The sequence below is a fragment of the Streptomyces sp. NPDC028308 genome (assembly GCF_055565855.1).
Map to the genome: position 1 here is coordinate 95,680 of NZ_JBVHTO010000005.1, position 14,605 is coordinate 110,284.

Here is a 14,605-nt window from a genome sequence, read left to right on the forward strand (position 1 = left end):
GACGGGCGACGGGCACGGGTGACGGACACGTTCGTAGACAGCTTGTCAGCAATGGCTACCGGCGGGTAGCCCCCGTACCGGCCCGACTTGGAAGGCCCGCCGGACATCGTGCCCGACCGGCACCGAACGCCCGACGGCGCGGGCTCGACGCCCCGCCCGGCCGGCGCGGGCGCGCCGAGTGCCCGGCGCCGCGCCGTGGGTGGGATATCGCCTGGACACGAGGCCGGAGGTCGTATGGGATGGACGGGTGACCACGGACACCGGCACCGCCACCGACGTCTTCGAAGAGCACCGCCCCGTCCTGATGGGCGTCGCCTACCGCATGCTCGGCAGGGTCGCCGACGCCGAGGACGTGGTGCAGGAGGCGTGGCTCCGCTGGTCGGACTCCGACCGCTCGGACGTGCGCACACCGCGCGCCTACCTGGTGCGCGTCACCACCCGGCTCGCCATCGACCGGCTGCGCCAGGTGCAGTCGCGCAACGAGGCCTACGTGGGCCCCTGGCTGCCCGAGCCGTACGTCACCGAGTTCGGGGACACCGCGCCGGACACCGCCGAACGGGCCGTGCTCGCCGACTCCGTCTCCCTCGCCGTGCTCGTGGTCCTGGAGTCCCTGTCGCCCCTCGAACGCGCGGTGTTCGTGCTGCGGGAGGCGTTCGGATTCCCGTACGCGGAGATCGCCACCACCCTGGACCGCAGCGAGGCGGCGGTACGCCAGCTTGCGGGCCGGGCGCGCCGGCACGTCGAGGAACGACGGCCCCGCTACGAGGTCGATCCGGCCGAACGCCGCGCGCTGACCGAGCGGTTCCTCGCCGCCGCGGTGGACGGCGACCTGGCGGGCCTCATGTCCCTGCTGGCCCCCGAGGTCCAGCTGGTCGGGGACAGCGGCGGGCTGTCCAAGGCGCCGCTCCGGGTCCTGCACTCCGCGGACAAGGTGGGCCGCTTCCTGCACGCGGTCTCGGGCAAGGGCGTGCCGGACGTCTCGTTCCGCATGGTGGAGCTGAACGGCGGCGCCGCCTTCCTGGTGCTGTCCGGCGACAAGGTCGACAGCGTCTTCCAGTTGGACGTCACGGACGGCCGGATCCAGTGCGTCTACGTCATACGCAACCCGGAGAAGCTGCTCTCCCTGTCACCCCACTGACTCGCCGGCCCCACCTGCCCCACCGGCCCCGGAAGTCCCGAAGCCCCCGTCGTCCCGGCGGGGGCTTCCTGCCGTGCGCCGGTTCACGCGCGGCCGGGTCCCCGGGCGGCCGTGCGCCCCGTGCCGCGCGCTCGTGTCGCGCACGTGACCCGGCGCGAACGCCGTATGAACGCTGCGCGGCAAGGCACCCGAGCAATCCGCAAGGGATCGAGGATTGGTCTTGACCAAGGGTGGGGCCCGTCCTATGGTCGCAGGGATAGTGCAGGAACCTTTAATAAACAAGGGCGCTAAAACGCCGCCGGGCCACGGCGATTGCGGAGGACAGGGTGGGGACCACGCAGCTGGAAACGGTGCCGGAGCCGAAGTACTGGCATCTCAAGACCGTGCTCAGTGAGGCACTCGACTCCGAGTTCTCGGTGGGCGAGATCCTGCCCAACGAGCGGGACCTCGCGGCCCGGTTCGGAGTCGCCCGCGCCACGCTCCGGCAGGCCCTCGAACAGCTGGAACTGGAAGGCCGCCTGCAGCGCCGCCGCGGAGTGGGCACCACGGTCGCCCCGCCGCGCGTGGGCGTCGCCGTCGGGTCCGAGCAGCACACCTGGCCGGGCGCGGCCGGTGACGCCTGGCAGCCCGCGGACTGCACACTGGCCGTGCCGCCCGGCGCGGTCGCCGACATGCTGGGGACGGACCGCGGCGAGGCGGTGCACGTCGTGCGCCGCTCCCGGGTGACGCACGGGCAGCCGGTCGCCGCCGAACTGCTCTACGTCCCGGCCGCCTCGGTGCCGGACCTCAGCTCCATCGACGCACCCTCCGGTCCGGCCCGCGCGCGTGCCGTGCTGCGCGAGCTCCAGCGCCTGGGCCTGGAGGGCCAGGACCGTGCGGTGGAACTCGGCTCCGCGCGCGCGGACGACGCCAAGGAACTCGACCGCCTCCCCGGGGCGCCCGTCCTCGTCGTCACGACCCGCTTCTTCGCCGAAGGGCGCACGGTGGCCGTCTCGCTGGCCACGTACCGGGCCGACACCTGCCGGCTGACCTTCGGGGACTCCGGCGGCGTCGAGATCCACCACGACCAGGAGCGCCGCGCCTCCTGACCCGGCGGGCGACAGCGCCCGCACCCGAGTTCACGCGGGACACGTCGACGCCCCGGCCACCGGCCGGGGCGTCGACGTCTCTCGCCGCGTTTGAGGACGTGTCAGCGACGTGCGGTGACCGTGCCCTCCACGGCGAACAGCTGCTCCTCCACGTGGTCCAGGGCCAGCCGCAGCGCGCCCGTGGCGACCGCCGCCTCGCCCAGCAGGGACAGCGCCACCTTCGGGGGCCGCAGGCAGTAGCGCGCCAACTCCCGCCGCAACGGCTCCAGTACACCGTCGAGACCGGCCGCCCAGCCGCCGATGACGACCAGCTCCGGGTCGAGCGCGAGCACCAGCGCCGCCACGTCGTGGACCAGCCGCTGGATGAACCGGTCGACGGCGGCCCGGGCCCGCTGGTCGCCCTCGCGGGCGAGCGCGAAGACGTCGGCGACGGCCTGCTCGTCGAGGGGGTGCAGGGGCTCGTCCGTCGTCGACAGCAGCGTCTCCGGCGTCGCCCCGCGGCCCAGCAGGTGCAGCGCCCCGATCTCCCCGGCGGCGCCGCCGTAGCCCCGGTGCAGCCGGCCGCCGATCAGCGATCCGGCGCCCGGGCTCAGCCCAGCCAGGACGAACACCAGGTCGTCGGACTCCGTCGCCGCGCCCTTCCAGTGCTCCGCGACCGCCGCCGCGTTGGCGTCGTTCTCGACCAGCACCGGGCACTTGAAGGAGCGGCTGAGCCGTTCGCCGAGGGGCAGGCCCGTCCACTCCGGCAGGGCCGTACCGAGTCGGACGGTGCCGTCCGCCTCGACGATGCCGGGGCTGCCCACCCCCACCGCCCGCAGGGAGCTGCGCGCGACGCCCGCCCGGCGCAGCAGCTCGGCGACCGCGCCCCGCAGCCGTTCGAGCCGCTCGTCCGCCGGAGCGGTCTCCTCGACCTCCTTGGAGATGGCGCCCAGCACCCGGCCGTCCAGGTCGGCGAGGAGCGCGGCGACCCGGTGCGGGCCGATCTCCAGGCCCAGCAGGTGCCCCGCCTCCGCCCGGAACCTGAAGCGCCTGGCGGGCCGTCCCTGGCGCCTCGCGGCACTGTCGTCGGCGGCCTTCTCGACGACCAGCCCCGCCTCGATCAGACCCTCGACGACGCCCTCGACCGTGGGCCGGGACAGCCCGGTCACCCGGGTGATCTCGGTGAGGGTCGCGCAGTCCGTGGCACGCAGGGCGTGCAGCACCACCGCGGAATTGATCCTTCGCAGCAGAGAGGGGTCCCCGCCGGTCAACCGCCCCAACGTCTTTCCTCCCAGCTCGCGCGCGTGTTGGCCGGATCGTACTCGGCGTGGCGGCCTCCGGCGAGTGCCGGGCACCCCCAGGTTACCGACGGGTCCGTCTCAGCCCGGTGACACGAACCCCGACTCGTACGCCGTGATGACCGCCTGAGTGCGGTCGCGGGCGCCCAGTTTGGCCAGTACGGCGCTGACGTGGGACTTGACCGTCTCGGTCCCGACGATCAGCCGGGCGGCGATCTCCGCGTTGGACAGACCCCGGGCCATCAGGCGCAGCACCTCCGCCTCCCGCCCGGTCAGCGTGGCCCGCTCCAGCAGCGCCCGGGCCGCCGGATTCCCGCCGCCGTCGCCGTACTCGGCGGCCAACTGCCGCACGGACGCGGGGAACAGCAGGGACTCGCCCTCGGCGACCAGCCGTACGGCGTGCACGATCTCGGCGGGCCGGGCCCGCTTCAGCAGGAACCCGTCGGCGCCGGCGCGCAGCGCCTCGTAGACGTACTCGTCGTTCTCGAACGTCGTGATCACGAGGATCTTCGGCGGGTCGGCGACGGTCCGCAGCACCGCCCGGGTGGCCTCGATCCCGTCCAGCAGCGGCATCCGCACGTCCATGGCGACCACGTCGGGGCGCAGCCGCCGCACCAGCGGGATCACTGCCGCGCCGTCGGCCGCCTCACCGCACACCTCGATGTCCGGCTGCGCTTCGAGGACGGCACGCAGACCCGCGCGTACGAGGGGTTCGTCGTCGACGAGCAGAACGGTGACGGGGGTGACCGGCATCCGGCCAGCGTAGATCAGCCCAGCGGCAGCTCCACGCGCACCCGCCACTCGCCCTCGTCGGGGCCCGTCCGCGCGCGGCCCCCGAGCAGCGCCGCGCGCTCCCGTATGCCCCGCAGTCCGCTGCCCCGGCCGGGACCGGGGACGGTCGCCGTCAGCGGGTTGCGCACCTCCAGGCCGAGGGTGCCGTCCGCGACCGCGACCCGGACCCGGACCGGCACTCCGCCCGCGTGCCGCAGCGCGTTCGTGAGGGACTCCTGGAGGATGCGGTAGCCCTCCCGGGAGACCGGGCCCGGAACGCTCTCCAGGGGGCCCGTCACCTCGGCGTCGACCTCGGCGCCGGAGGCACGCGCGGACTCCAGGAGGCGGTCCGCCTCGGTCAGCGCGGGACGGCTGCTCGCCGGGCGCTCCGCCTCGCGCAGCACACCCAGGACCCGCTCCAGGTCCTCCAGAGCGGCCCGGCCGGTGTCCTCGATCGCCGCCAGGGCCCGGTCCGTGAACGCCGGGTCCCGGGCCGTGCGCGCCGCTCCAGCCTGCACCACGGCCACCGTCAGCGCGTGCCCTATGGAGTCGTGCAGTTCCCTGGCGATGCGGTTGCGCTCCAGCAGCTGCTCGGTCCGCTCCTCCAAGGCCGCCAGCCGCTCACCGGGGGAGGGGCCGAGCAGGCGGCGCGCGAGCGCCGTGACCAGGCCGCCCAGACCGAGGACCGCGGCGTACAGGGCGAGCACGGGCAGCGGGACGAGCAGGACGTAGCCCCAGTGCGGGTGGTCCACCGTCAGGAGCGGGTCGTGGACCGGCGCGTCGCCGAAGGCGGCCCGGAACAGATCGACGACGAGCACCGGCAGCCACACGCACACCGCCGTCGTGACCGCCCCCAGCGCCATCCGCGCCTCCAGCCACAGCACCGTCCGCAGCCGGTCCCGCCACGCGGCCGACCTGGTGACCGAGACGGCCGTCCCCCCGTCCGGCATCAGCATCAGGCGCGCCTGCACACCCTCGCCCGCCCGCACGGCCGGAACCAGTCCCAGCGGGATCAGCAGCAGGGCCGGCACCCACGGCCGGGACATGTCGATGAACAGCCACACGCTGACGAAGAGCATCGGCACCCACAGGTGCAGCAGACGCGTGTACGTCGTCGCGCTCGTCAGCGGGCGCAGGAACCGGTCCATTGCGTCATCGTGCCAGGCGGCACCGACAGCGGGGCTCCCCCGAGCGGGGGAGACGCTTTCCCCGCGCGGGGGAGGGACGGCGGCCCGGACACGGCCACGCTGGTGCCATGACCAGCATCGACGTACAGGACCTCACCAAGGAGTACGGGACCGGACGCGCCGTGGACGGGCTGACGTTCAGCGTGCGGCCCGGCCGGGTCACCGGGTTCCTCGGGCCCAACGGCGCCGGGAAGTCCACCACCATGCGGCTCGTGCTGGGGCTGGACCGGCCCACGTCCGGCACCGCCACGATCGGGGGACGGCCCTACGCCTCGCTGCGCGAGCCGCTGCGTCAGGTGGGCGCGCTGCTCGACGCGGGCGCCCCGCACGGCTCCCGCACCGCGCGCGACCACCTGCGCGCACTGGCGGCGAGCAACCGCGTCCCGGGACGCCGGGTGGACGAGGTCCTGGAGGAGACGGGACTCGCCCCGGTCGCACGGCACCGGGTGCGAACGTACTCGCTGGGCATGCGGCAGCGGCTCGGCATCGCGGCTGCGCTTCTCGGCGACCCCCCGGTGCTGCTGCTGGACGAGCCGTCCAACGGACTCGACCCCGAAGGCATCGTCTGGATACGGGAGTTGCTCCGCCGGCTCGCCCGGGAGGGCCGCACCGTCCTGGTCTCCAGCCATCTGATGACCGAGACGGCGTCCTTCGCCGACCACCTGATCGTCCTCGGCCGGGGACGCCTGCTCGCCGACACGCCCGTGCGGGAGTTCATCCACGCGCGCGTGCGGCCCCGCGTCCGGGTGCGGACCACGGACGGCAAGGAGCTGAGCCGCCTGCTGGCACGGCACGGCCACGAGGCCGTCGAGGGCGAGGACGGACGCTGGACCGTGCCGCACGCGCGCGTGGAGGACATCGGGCACCTCGTCTCCGGCGCCGGGCTCCCGATCCTCGAACTCGCGGCGGAGGAAGCCACCCTGGAACAGGCCTACCTCGAACTGACCTCACCGGAGGCCGAGTTCACCGCCACACCGTCCCCCGTACCGTCTCAGGAGGCCTGACCGTGCCGTTCGTCCCCGCACTCCACGCGGAGTGGATCAAGGTCCGTACGCTGCGCCCACTCCTCGGAGCGCTGCTCGCGGTCCCGTTGCTCACCGCCTCCTTCTCCGCGCTCGCCGGGGCCGACGAGTCCGACGGCACCGGATTCGACGCCCTGTACTCGGCGTTCTTCGGCGTCAGCTTCGGGCAGATCGCGGCGGTCACCTTCGGCGCGCAGGCCGTCGCCGCCGAGTTCCGGGAGGGGGCCCTGCGGGTCTCGCTGACCGCGATGCCGGACCGATGGCGCTGGTTCGCGGCCAAGGCGGTGGCCGTCGGCGTACCGGCACTGGCCGTGGGCCTGGTCACCGGAGTCGTGACGCTCGCCGTCGGGAAGGCGGTTCTCGGCTCCCGCTGGAGCGGTGTCACCGGGGCCGAGGCGCTGCGCGGCGTCGTCGGCTGCGGCCTCTACCTCGCCCTCATGGCCCTTCTGGCAGCCGGACTGACCGCCCTGCTGCGCAGCGGGGTCGCGACACTGGGCATCCTGATCCCGTTCCTGCTCATCGTCTCCTTCGTGGTCGGCGGGGTCTCCGGCGGCGCGGCCGACTACCTCCCCGACCGGGCGGGCCAAGTGGCGCTGCGCGACACCTGGGACGGCGCCCTCGGCCCCTGGACCGGACTGGCCGTGACCGCCGCCTGGGCGGTGGCGGCCCTGTGCGCGGGAGCGTGGAGCGTCCGGCGGCGCGACGCCTGACGGTCACCGGGCCCACGGGGGTGGGGCGCTGACGGACCGCCAATTGTCAGTGGGGGCCGGTTTACTGGACGGCATGACCATCGCGCGGCAACTCGCCACGATCGACCGGCTGTGCTCCGAGGCGTTCCCCCCGGAGCCCGGCCGATCGGACGTCGGCACCGGGGGACCGGGCTACCACCTGGCGGAACTGGCCACGAGCGAGGACTTCTGGGAGGACGACGGCACCCGCCGCCTGGAGGCGGAGGAGCAGTACGAGGCCGACCGGGACGGCCTCGCGGAGCGGCTGGCGGACCGCTGGGGCCCGCCGCGGAGGTTCTCCCTGATGAGCGTCCTCGAACGGGCCGAGGCGGGCGAGGAGATACCGGAGCCGTGGGGCTCGCTGAGCGCCCACGTGCCCGACCTGCACCTCTGGCGGGCGGAGGCGCACGGCCGCTGGATAGCCCTCGGCGTCTCGCAGTGGGACAAGGAGCTGCCCTTCCAACTCCTCGCCGTGGTCACGGTCATGGACCCGCCCTGACCTGACGGCGCCCGCCCGCACCGCCTCGGAGCAGGGTCCGGAGGACGCCAGGCACGCGCTCCGCGGACCGGTCCCTACGAGGGAGCCCCGCCGTCCGCCTCCGCGGCCTCCCGCAGACGGGCGAACTCCTCCGCCATCGACGCCGCCGTCCAATGGGCGTTCAGACCGCTCGGGTTGGGCAGCACCCACACCCGGCTGCTCCCGATCGTCCGCTCCTGCGGCCCCACCTTGGCCTTGCGGTCGTCGAACGCGGCGCGGTACGCCGTGACACCCACCACGGCCAGCCACCTCGGACGCAGCCGCTCCACCTTGGCGGCGAGCAGCCGTCCGCCCTCGCGGTACTCCTCGGCGGTCAGTTCGTCGGCCCGCGCCGACGCGCGCGCCACCACGTTCGTGATCCCGAGCCCGTACGACGGCAGCTCGCCCTGTTCGGACGGCTTCAGCAGCCGCGGGGTGAAACCCGACAGGTGCAGCACGGGCCAGAAGCGGTTGCCGGGCCGGGCGAAGTGGTGGCCGGTGGCGGCGGTCATCAGACCCGGGTTGATGCCGCAGAACAGGACGCGGAGGCCGTCCGCGACGATATCCGGCACCAGCCGGTCGCGGGCGGCCTCCAGGTCCGCGGGAGTGGGCCGCGTCAGAGGATCGCCCCCGGGGTGTAGCCCGCGGCCTGCGGGTACTGCTTGACGATCTCCTCGATGCGGCCGACGACGACGGCGACCTGACCGGCGGCGGCACCCGTGAAGGACAGCTTGTCGGCCATCAGGGCGTCGAGCTGGGCGCGGTCCAGCGGGATGCGCTCGTCCGCGGCGAGCTTGTCGAGCAGCTCGTTGCGCTCGGCACCCTGCTCGCGCATGGCGAGGGCGGAGGCGACCGCGTTCTCCTTGATGGCCTCGTGCGCGACCTCGCGGCCGACACCGGCCCGCACCGCGCCCATGAGGACCTTCGTGGTCGCCAGGAAGGGCAGGTAGCGGTCCAGCTCACGGGCGACGACGGCGGGGAAGGCGCCGAATTCGTCGAGGACGGTCAGGAAGGTCTCCAGGAGGCCGTCCAGGGCGAAGAACGCGTCCGGCAGCGCGACCCGGCGCACCACCGAGCACGACACGTCGCCCTCGTTCCACTGGTCGCCCGCCAGCTCACCCGTCATGGAGGCGTAGCCCCGCAGGATCACCATCAGGCCGTTGACGCGCTCGCAGGAGCGGGTGTTCATCTTGTGGGGCATCGCCGAGGAGCCGACCTGGCCCGGCTTGAAGCCCTCGGTGACCAGCTCGTGGCCGGCCATCAGCCGGATCGTCTTGGCCAGCGAGGACGGAGCCGCCGCCAGCTGCACCAGCGCGGTCACGACCTCGTAGTCGAGCGAGCGGGGGTAGACCTGGCCGACCGAGGTGAACGCCTGCGAGAAGCCGAGGTGCCCGGCGATGCGCTGCTCCAGGTCGGCGAGCTTCGAGGCGTCGCCGCCGAGCAGGTCGAGCATGTCCTGCGCGGTGCCGACCGGGCCCTTGATGCCGCGCAGCGGGTAGCGGCCGAGCAGTTCCTCGACCCGCGCGTGGGCGACGAGCAGCTCGTCGGCCGCGGTCGCGAACCGCTTGCCGAGGGTGGTGGCCTGCGCGGCCACGTTGTGCGAGCGGCCGGCCATGACCAACTCGCCGTACTCGCCGGCCAGCTTGCCCAGACGCGCCAGGACGGCGACCGTACGGTCGCGCACCAGCTCCAGCGAGAGGCGGATCTGGAGCTGCTCGACGTTCTCCGTGAGGTCACGGGACGTCATGCCCTTGTGCACGTGCTCGTGCCCGGCGAGGTCGTTGAACTCCTCGATCCGCGCCTTCACGTCGTGCCGCGTGACCTTCTCGCGCTCCGCGATCGAGGCCAGGTCGACCTGGTCGAGCACCCGCTCGTAGTCGGCGACGGCGGCGTCCGGCACCTCGATCCCGAGGTCCCGCTGGGCCCGCAGCACGGCGAGCCAGAGCTGACGCTCCAGCTTGACCTTCTGCTCGGGGGACCAGAGCGTGGCGAGCTCGGCGGAGGCGTAGCGTCCGGCGAGTACGTTCGGGATACGGGGCTTTGCAGGCGCGGCAGTCACGTGTACGGATTCTACTGGCGATTCGTGCAGGCCAGCGCCGCGGGGTTGTTCGTCGGAAGCTACGAGTGCGCGCCGGGGCAGGGGAGCGTCCCGGGCCGGCGGGCGGCGGCCGGCCGCTCACGAGGCGTCGGCCAGCTCCGCCAGGATGTCGCCGTGGCACAGCTCGGGGGCGCACCAGCACGCCAGCGTCCTGCCCCGCAGCGCGGGGACCTGCTCCAGCAGCTCGGGCCGTTCGAGGAGGTACGCCCGGTACTTGGCCATCACCTCGGCGCGGGTGCCGTCACGCTTCTTCTTGGGGGTGTCGTAGGCGAACGGGTTGTACAGCGGGTGCTGGGGGAGGTCCCAGTGGCCCAAGGTCCAGCGCCGCCCGATGTACACCAGGTCGTCGGGGGCGTCCTCCAGCCGGGGGCCGAAGTCGTGGATCCGCCCCTTGAGGTTGATCACGGAGGTGCTCACCCTGGCTCCCTTCGCCGCGCGTCCCGCCGAACCGATCCTGCGCCACCGCGCCGGTCCACGCCACCGCCGACGGAGCGCGAGCCCCGTCGGCGGGCGCCGGGGCTCATGCCTCCGGCTTCTCCCACGGCAGCAGGTGGGGACGCTTGGCCGGCAGGCCGTCACCCGAGGAGCGGCCGGTCAGCCGGCGTCCGATCCACGGCAGCAGGTGCCGGTGGGCGAACCGCACGTCCGCCGTGCGGCGCGCGACCCAGCCGGGCGGCAGGCTGGGCGGCATCGGTGCGTGCCAGTCGACGTCCTCGGGGTCGTAGCCGAGCGCCTGCCAGACCGCCTCGGTGACCCGGCGGTGCCCCTCGGACGTCAGGTGGAGCCGGTCCACGTCCCACATGCGCGGGTCGGACAGCGCGGCGGCCCCGTACAGGTCGACCACGATGGCGCCGTGCCGGGCCGCGAGGTCGTCGATGCAGGCGAACAGTTCCTCCATGCGGGGCCGGAAGCGCTCCAGCACCGGGCCGTTGCGGCCGGGGCTGCGCATGAGCACGAGCTGCTTGCAGGAGGGCGCGAGCCGCTCCACGGCCTCTTCCAGCAGGCCGCGGACCCGGCCCATGTCGCACTTGGGCCGCAGGGTGTCGTTGAGCCCGCCGACCAGCGTGATCACGTCGGCCTCCATGGCGGCGGCCAACGGCACCTGCTCCGCGACGATCTGGCCGATCAGCTTGCCGCGGACCGCCAGGTTGGCGTAGCGGAAGCCGGGCGTGTGCGCGGCCATCCGGGCCGCGAGGAGGTCGGCCCAGCCGCGGTACGAGCCGTCGGGCAGCAGGTCCGACATGCCCTCGGTGAAGGAGTCGCCGACCGCGACAAGACTGGTGTGGGTGGGTTTCGTCTGCATGGCGAGAGCGATGGTAACGCGGCTCCATACCCGCCGGTCGGTCGGCCTCCGCCTACGGCCGCCTACGCGGACGGACCCGGCGTGGCCCCGGCCCCGGGGGCCCACCGCGGGCGGCCCGGACCCCCGCGGCGCCCACCGGGGGCGCCCGCCCGCCCACCTGGGCCCGCCCCCCCACCGCCACCCGGTCCCCCACCCCCCCGGGGGCCCCCCCCCCCCCCCCCGCCCCCCCCCCCCCCCCCCCCCGCGCCCCCCGCGCCGCCCCCCCCCCCCCCCCCCCGCCGGGTCCGTCCGTGCGCACCGAGGGATCAGCCGCACACCGTCGGTTCGAGGCCCCCGGTAGCGGCCCGCCCCGGGGCGGCCGGACCGGAGCCCGGCGCGCACCAGGGACCCGGCGTGCACCGGGCCCCGGTGGCCATCAGCTTCCGGACCTCACACCGGCTGGCCGAACAGTTCGCGCAGGACGTCCTCCATGGTCACGAGCCCCGAGAGACGGCCGTCCTCGCCGAGGACCGCCGCCAGGTGCGTACGGCTTCGGCGCATGGCCGTCAGGACGTCGTCCAGCGGGGTGTTCTCCCGGACCCGGGCGATCGGGCGCATGTCCCGCACCGAGAACGGCAGGTCGCGAGGCATCGCGTCCAGCGCGTCCTTGACGTGCAGGTACGCGACGATCCGGCGACCGTCGTCCACCACGGGGAAGCGGGAGAACCCGCTCTCGGCCGACAGCCGCTCCAGCTGCTCGGGCGTGACCCCCACACTCGCGTAGACCACGCTCTCCAGCGGCAGTACGACGTCGCGCACCGGCCGCCGGCCGAGCTCCAGGGCGTCGTGCAGCCGCTCCCGGGCGCGGTCGTCGATGAGGCCGGCCTCGCCGGAGTCCGCGACCAAGCGGGCCAGCTCGTCGTCCGAGAACGTGGCCGTGACCTCGTCCTTGACCTCCACCCGGAGCAGCTTCAGCAGCCCGTTCGCGAAGGCGTTCACCGAGAAGATGACCGGGCGCAGTCCACGGGCCAGCGCGACCAGCGGCGGGCCCAGCAGCAGCGCGGTCCGCACCGGTTCGGCCAGCGCGACGTTCTTCGGGACCATCTCGCCGAGCAGCATGTGCAGATACGTCGCCAGGGTCAGCGCGATGACGAACGAGACCGCGTGGCCCGCGCCCTCGGAGACGCCCACCGCGTGGAACACCGGCTCCAGCAGGTGCGCGATGGCGGGCTCGGCGACCACGCCGAGCACCAGTGTGCACAGGGTGATGCCCAGCTGCGCCGCCGCCAGCAGCGCGGACACGTGCTCCAGACCCCACAGCACGCTGCGGGCACGGCGGTCGCCCTCCTCGGCGTGCGGCTCGATCTGGCTGCGGCGCACGGAGATCAGGGCGAACTCGCCGCCCACGAAGAAGGCGTTCACGACGAGCGTGGCCAGGCCGATGAGCAGTTGGACGGCGGTCATCGTGCCTCCTCCTTGTGTCCGGCGCCCTGCCCGCTGCCGGGCGCGTGCAGCAGCACCCGGGCGGCGCGGCGGCCCCCGGCGTCCGTCACCTCGAGCAGCCAGCCGGCCACCTCGACGGTGTCGCCGACGGCCGGGATGCGCCCGATCTCGGCGGCGACGAGGCCGGCCAGCGTCTCGTACGGGCCGTCCGGCACCCGCAGGCCGACGCGTTCGAGCTGGTCGGTGCGGGCCGATCCGTCGGCCGAGTAGAGCGTGCGGCCCTCGCCGTCCTCGCCGGCCGGGGCCAGGTCGGGCGTCTCGTGCGGGTCGTGCTCGTCCCGCACCTCCCCGACGACCTCCTCGACGATGTCCTCCAGCGTCGCGACGCCGGCGGTGCCGCCGTACTCGTCGATGACGACGGCCATCGTGCGCTTGCCGGCCAGCCGGTCCAGGAGGCGGTCGACGGTCAGGGACTCCGGCACGAAGAGCGGCTCGCGCGTGATCTGGGCGATCGACGTGCGGGCCCGCAGCCCCGCGGGCACCGTCAGCACGTCCTTGATGTGCACGACACCGACCACCGAGTCGAGGTTCCCGCGGTAGACCGGGAACCGGGACAGGCCGGTGGCCCGCGTCGCGTTCGCCACGTCCTCGCAGGTCGCCTGGACGTCCAGGGCGATGACCTGCACGCGCGGCGTCATCACGTTCTCGGCGGTGAGATCGGTGAGGTTCAGGGTGCGGACGAAGAGCTCGGCGGTGTCCGGTTCGAGCGCGCCCGCCTTGGCCGAGTGGCGGGCCAGCGCGACGAGTTCCTTGGGGCCGCGCGCGGACGCCAGTTCCTCGGCCGGCTCGATGCCGAAACGGCGCACCAGGCGGTTCGCGGTGTTGTTCAGGTGGGTGATGAACGGGCGGAACGCGGCACTGAACCAGCGCTGCGGGCTCGCCACCCGTTTGGCGACGGCGAGCGGCGAGGAGATCGCCCAGTTCTTGGGCACCAGCTCGCCGACGACCATCAGGAAGACGGTCGACAGGGCCGTTCCCAGCACCAGCGCGATCGAGTGCGAGGCGCCGCTCGGCACGCCCATGGCCTCCAGCGGGCCGGCGATCAGCTTGGCGATGGACGGTTCGGCGAGCATGCCGACGACCAGGTTGGTCACCGTGATGCCGAGCTGCGCGCCGGACAGCTGGAACGTCAGGTTGCGTGCGGCCTTGAGGGCACCGGAGGCGCCCCGCTCACCGCGCTCGACGGCGCGTTCCAGCTCGCCGCGCTCGACCGTGGTCAGAGAGAACTCCGCCGCGACGAAGGCGCCACAGGCCACGGAGAGCAGGATCGCCACCAGGAGAAGGAGCACTTCGGTCATCGGGTCACCTCCGTCCCATGATCGGCCAGGGGCGGGGGGATCGCGCGATGTCGGAGACCGGGGGGACGGCAGTGCCGCGTACCGGGAGGTTCGCCCATGGGCGGACGCTCACACCTTTCCATGCGGGAGAACGGCTGATGGGTCAATGGTAAAGGATGGGCAAAGTGGATCAGTCCGTGAGGGGCTTGACCCACCTGCGCCAGTGTTCCTCGGGCGTGTACCCCGCAGCGCGCCAGGCATGATGCGCGGTCTCGTTCCGCTTCAGCACCATCGCGTCCCCGCGGCGCCCGCCGAGCCGTACGAACCGCTCCTCGGCCGCCGCCAGGAGCGCCGAGCCGATGCCCAGCCGCCGTCGCCGGGGGTGCACCGCCAGTCGGTACAGATGGCAGCGCCAGCCGTCGAAGCCCGCGATCACCGTGCCGACCAGTTCCCCGTCGCGTTCCGCGAGGATCAGCGCCTCGGGATCGCGGAGGACCAGCCGCTCCACGCCGTCCCGGTCGTCACTGATGCTCGCGCCCTCGGCCGCCGTCTTCCAGAAGGCGAGCACGCTGTCCAGGTCCTCGGCCGTGGCGGCCCGTATCCGCAGATCGGTCATGCCGCGATCCCACCACGGGCCTCCGCGCGCGACACGGGAATTCCGCGATTTGGAAGGCCCGCGAGCCCGTGCGACGGGTCCCACGAACCCATGGCGGACGC

Annotated in this window: 15 protein-coding genes; 5 read left to right on the forward strand and 10 right to left on the reverse strand. The window is 73.8% G+C overall.

The window, feature by feature from the left end; genetic code table 11:
* The first annotated feature begins 247 nt into the window (after positions 1-247).
* Complete coding sequence (locus ACZ4VA_RS12960; protein WP_356171200.1) at positions 248-1,138, forward strand: RNA polymerase sigma-70 factor; 891 nt, start codon at positions 248-250, stop codon at positions 1,136-1,138.
* 326 nt (positions 1,139-1,464) lie between these two features.
* Positions 1,465-2,226 (forward strand): GntR family transcriptional regulator, encoded by a 762-nt coding sequence (locus ACZ4VA_RS12965; RefSeq protein ID WP_389389090.1) that lies wholly within the window; start codon positions 1,465-1,467, stop codon positions 2,224-2,226.
* 101 nt (positions 2,227-2,327) lie between these two features.
* On the opposite strand, the gene ACZ4VA_RS12970 is transcribed toward ACZ4VA_RS12965, so the two are convergent.
* From ACZ4VA_RS12970 to ACZ4VA_RS12980, 3 genes are all read right to left on the reverse strand, one after another.
* Positions 2,328-3,485, reverse strand: coding sequence for an ROK family transcriptional regulator (locus ACZ4VA_RS12970; RefSeq protein ID WP_356243729.1), 1,158 nt, complete (start codon positions 3,483-3,485; stop codon positions 2,328-2,330).
* Between the two features lie 99 nt (positions 3,486-3,584).
* Entirely contained in the window at positions 3,585-4,256 is a 672-nt protein-coding gene (locus tag ACZ4VA_RS12975) for a response regulator transcription factor (RefSeq protein ID WP_356243732.1), read from the reverse strand.
* 14 nt (positions 4,257-4,270) lie between these two features.
* A complete protein-coding gene (locus ACZ4VA_RS12980; protein WP_355791689.1) occupies positions 4,271-5,422 on the reverse strand; it encodes a sensor histidine kinase in 1,152 nt (383 codons plus the stop codon).
* 107 nt (positions 5,423-5,529) lie between these two features.
* On the opposite strand from ACZ4VA_RS12980, the gene ACZ4VA_RS12985 reads away from it, so the two are divergent.
* From ACZ4VA_RS12985 to ACZ4VA_RS12995, 3 genes are all read left to right on the forward strand, one after another.
* A complete protein-coding gene (locus ACZ4VA_RS12985; RefSeq protein WP_356171187.1) occupies positions 5,530-6,465 on the forward strand; it encodes an ABC transporter ATP-binding protein in 936 nt (311 codons plus the stop codon).
* A gap of 2 nt (positions 6,466-6,467) precedes the next feature.
* Positions 6,468-7,193 (forward strand): ABC transporter permease, encoded by a 726-nt coding sequence (locus ACZ4VA_RS12990; protein WP_389389091.1) that lies wholly within the window; start codon positions 6,468-6,470, stop codon positions 7,191-7,193.
* Between the two features lie 73 nt (positions 7,194-7,266).
* Positions 7,267-7,710 carry a hypothetical protein gene (locus ACZ4VA_RS12995; RefSeq protein ID WP_389389092.1) on the forward strand — a complete coding sequence of 148 codons (444 nt, stop codon included), beginning with the start codon at positions 7,267-7,269 and terminating at the stop codon, positions 7,708-7,710.
* A 74-nt stretch (positions 7,711-7,784) separates the two neighbouring features.
* Here ACZ4VA_RS12995 and mug read toward each other — a convergent pair whose 3' ends face one another.
* The 7 genes from mug to ACZ4VA_RS13030 form a co-directional block, all read right to left on the reverse strand.
* Entirely contained in the window at positions 7,785-8,300 is a 516-nt protein-coding gene (gene mug / locus ACZ4VA_RS13000; protein WP_468081209.1) for a G/U mismatch-specific DNA glycosylase, read from the reverse strand.
* Between the two features lie 44 nt (positions 8,301-8,344).
* Positions 8,345-9,787 (reverse strand): adenylosuccinate lyase, encoded by a 1,443-nt coding sequence (gene purB / locus ACZ4VA_RS13005; RefSeq protein ID WP_356171176.1) that lies wholly within the window; start codon positions 9,785-9,787, stop codon positions 8,345-8,347.
* A 117-nt stretch (positions 9,788-9,904) separates the two neighbouring features.
* On the reverse strand, positions 9,905-10,243 hold the full coding sequence (locus ACZ4VA_RS13010) for a DUF4326 domain-containing protein (protein WP_355787936.1): 339 nt from the start codon (positions 10,241-10,243) through the stop codon (positions 9,905-9,907).
* A 103-nt stretch (positions 10,244-10,346) separates the two neighbouring features.
* The gene (locus tag ACZ4VA_RS13015) at positions 10,347-11,129 is read right to left on the reverse strand and encodes an SGNH/GDSL hydrolase family protein (protein WP_389389094.1); all 783 of its coding nucleotides are present in this window, start codon (positions 11,127-11,129) and stop codon (positions 10,347-10,349) included.
* Positions 11,130-11,558: 429 nt separating this feature from the next.
* Positions 11,559-12,572 (reverse strand): hemolysin family protein, encoded by a 1,014-nt coding sequence (locus ACZ4VA_RS13020; RefSeq protein ID WP_355780461.1) that lies wholly within the window; start codon positions 12,570-12,572, stop codon positions 11,559-11,561.
* Positions 12,569-13,909, reverse strand: coding sequence for a hemolysin family protein (locus ACZ4VA_RS13025; protein ID WP_468081213.1), 1,341 nt, complete (start codon positions 13,907-13,909; stop codon positions 12,569-12,571). Before ACZ4VA_RS13025 ends, ACZ4VA_RS13020 begins: the two co-directional genes overlap by 4 nt.
* A gap of 169 nt (positions 13,910-14,078) precedes the next feature.
* Positions 14,079-14,504, reverse strand: a complete 426-nt coding sequence (locus ACZ4VA_RS13030) for a GNAT family N-acetyltransferase (protein ID WP_452920090.1) — start codon at positions 14,502-14,504, stop codon at positions 14,079-14,081.
* Positions 14,505-14,605: the final 101 nt, after the last annotated feature.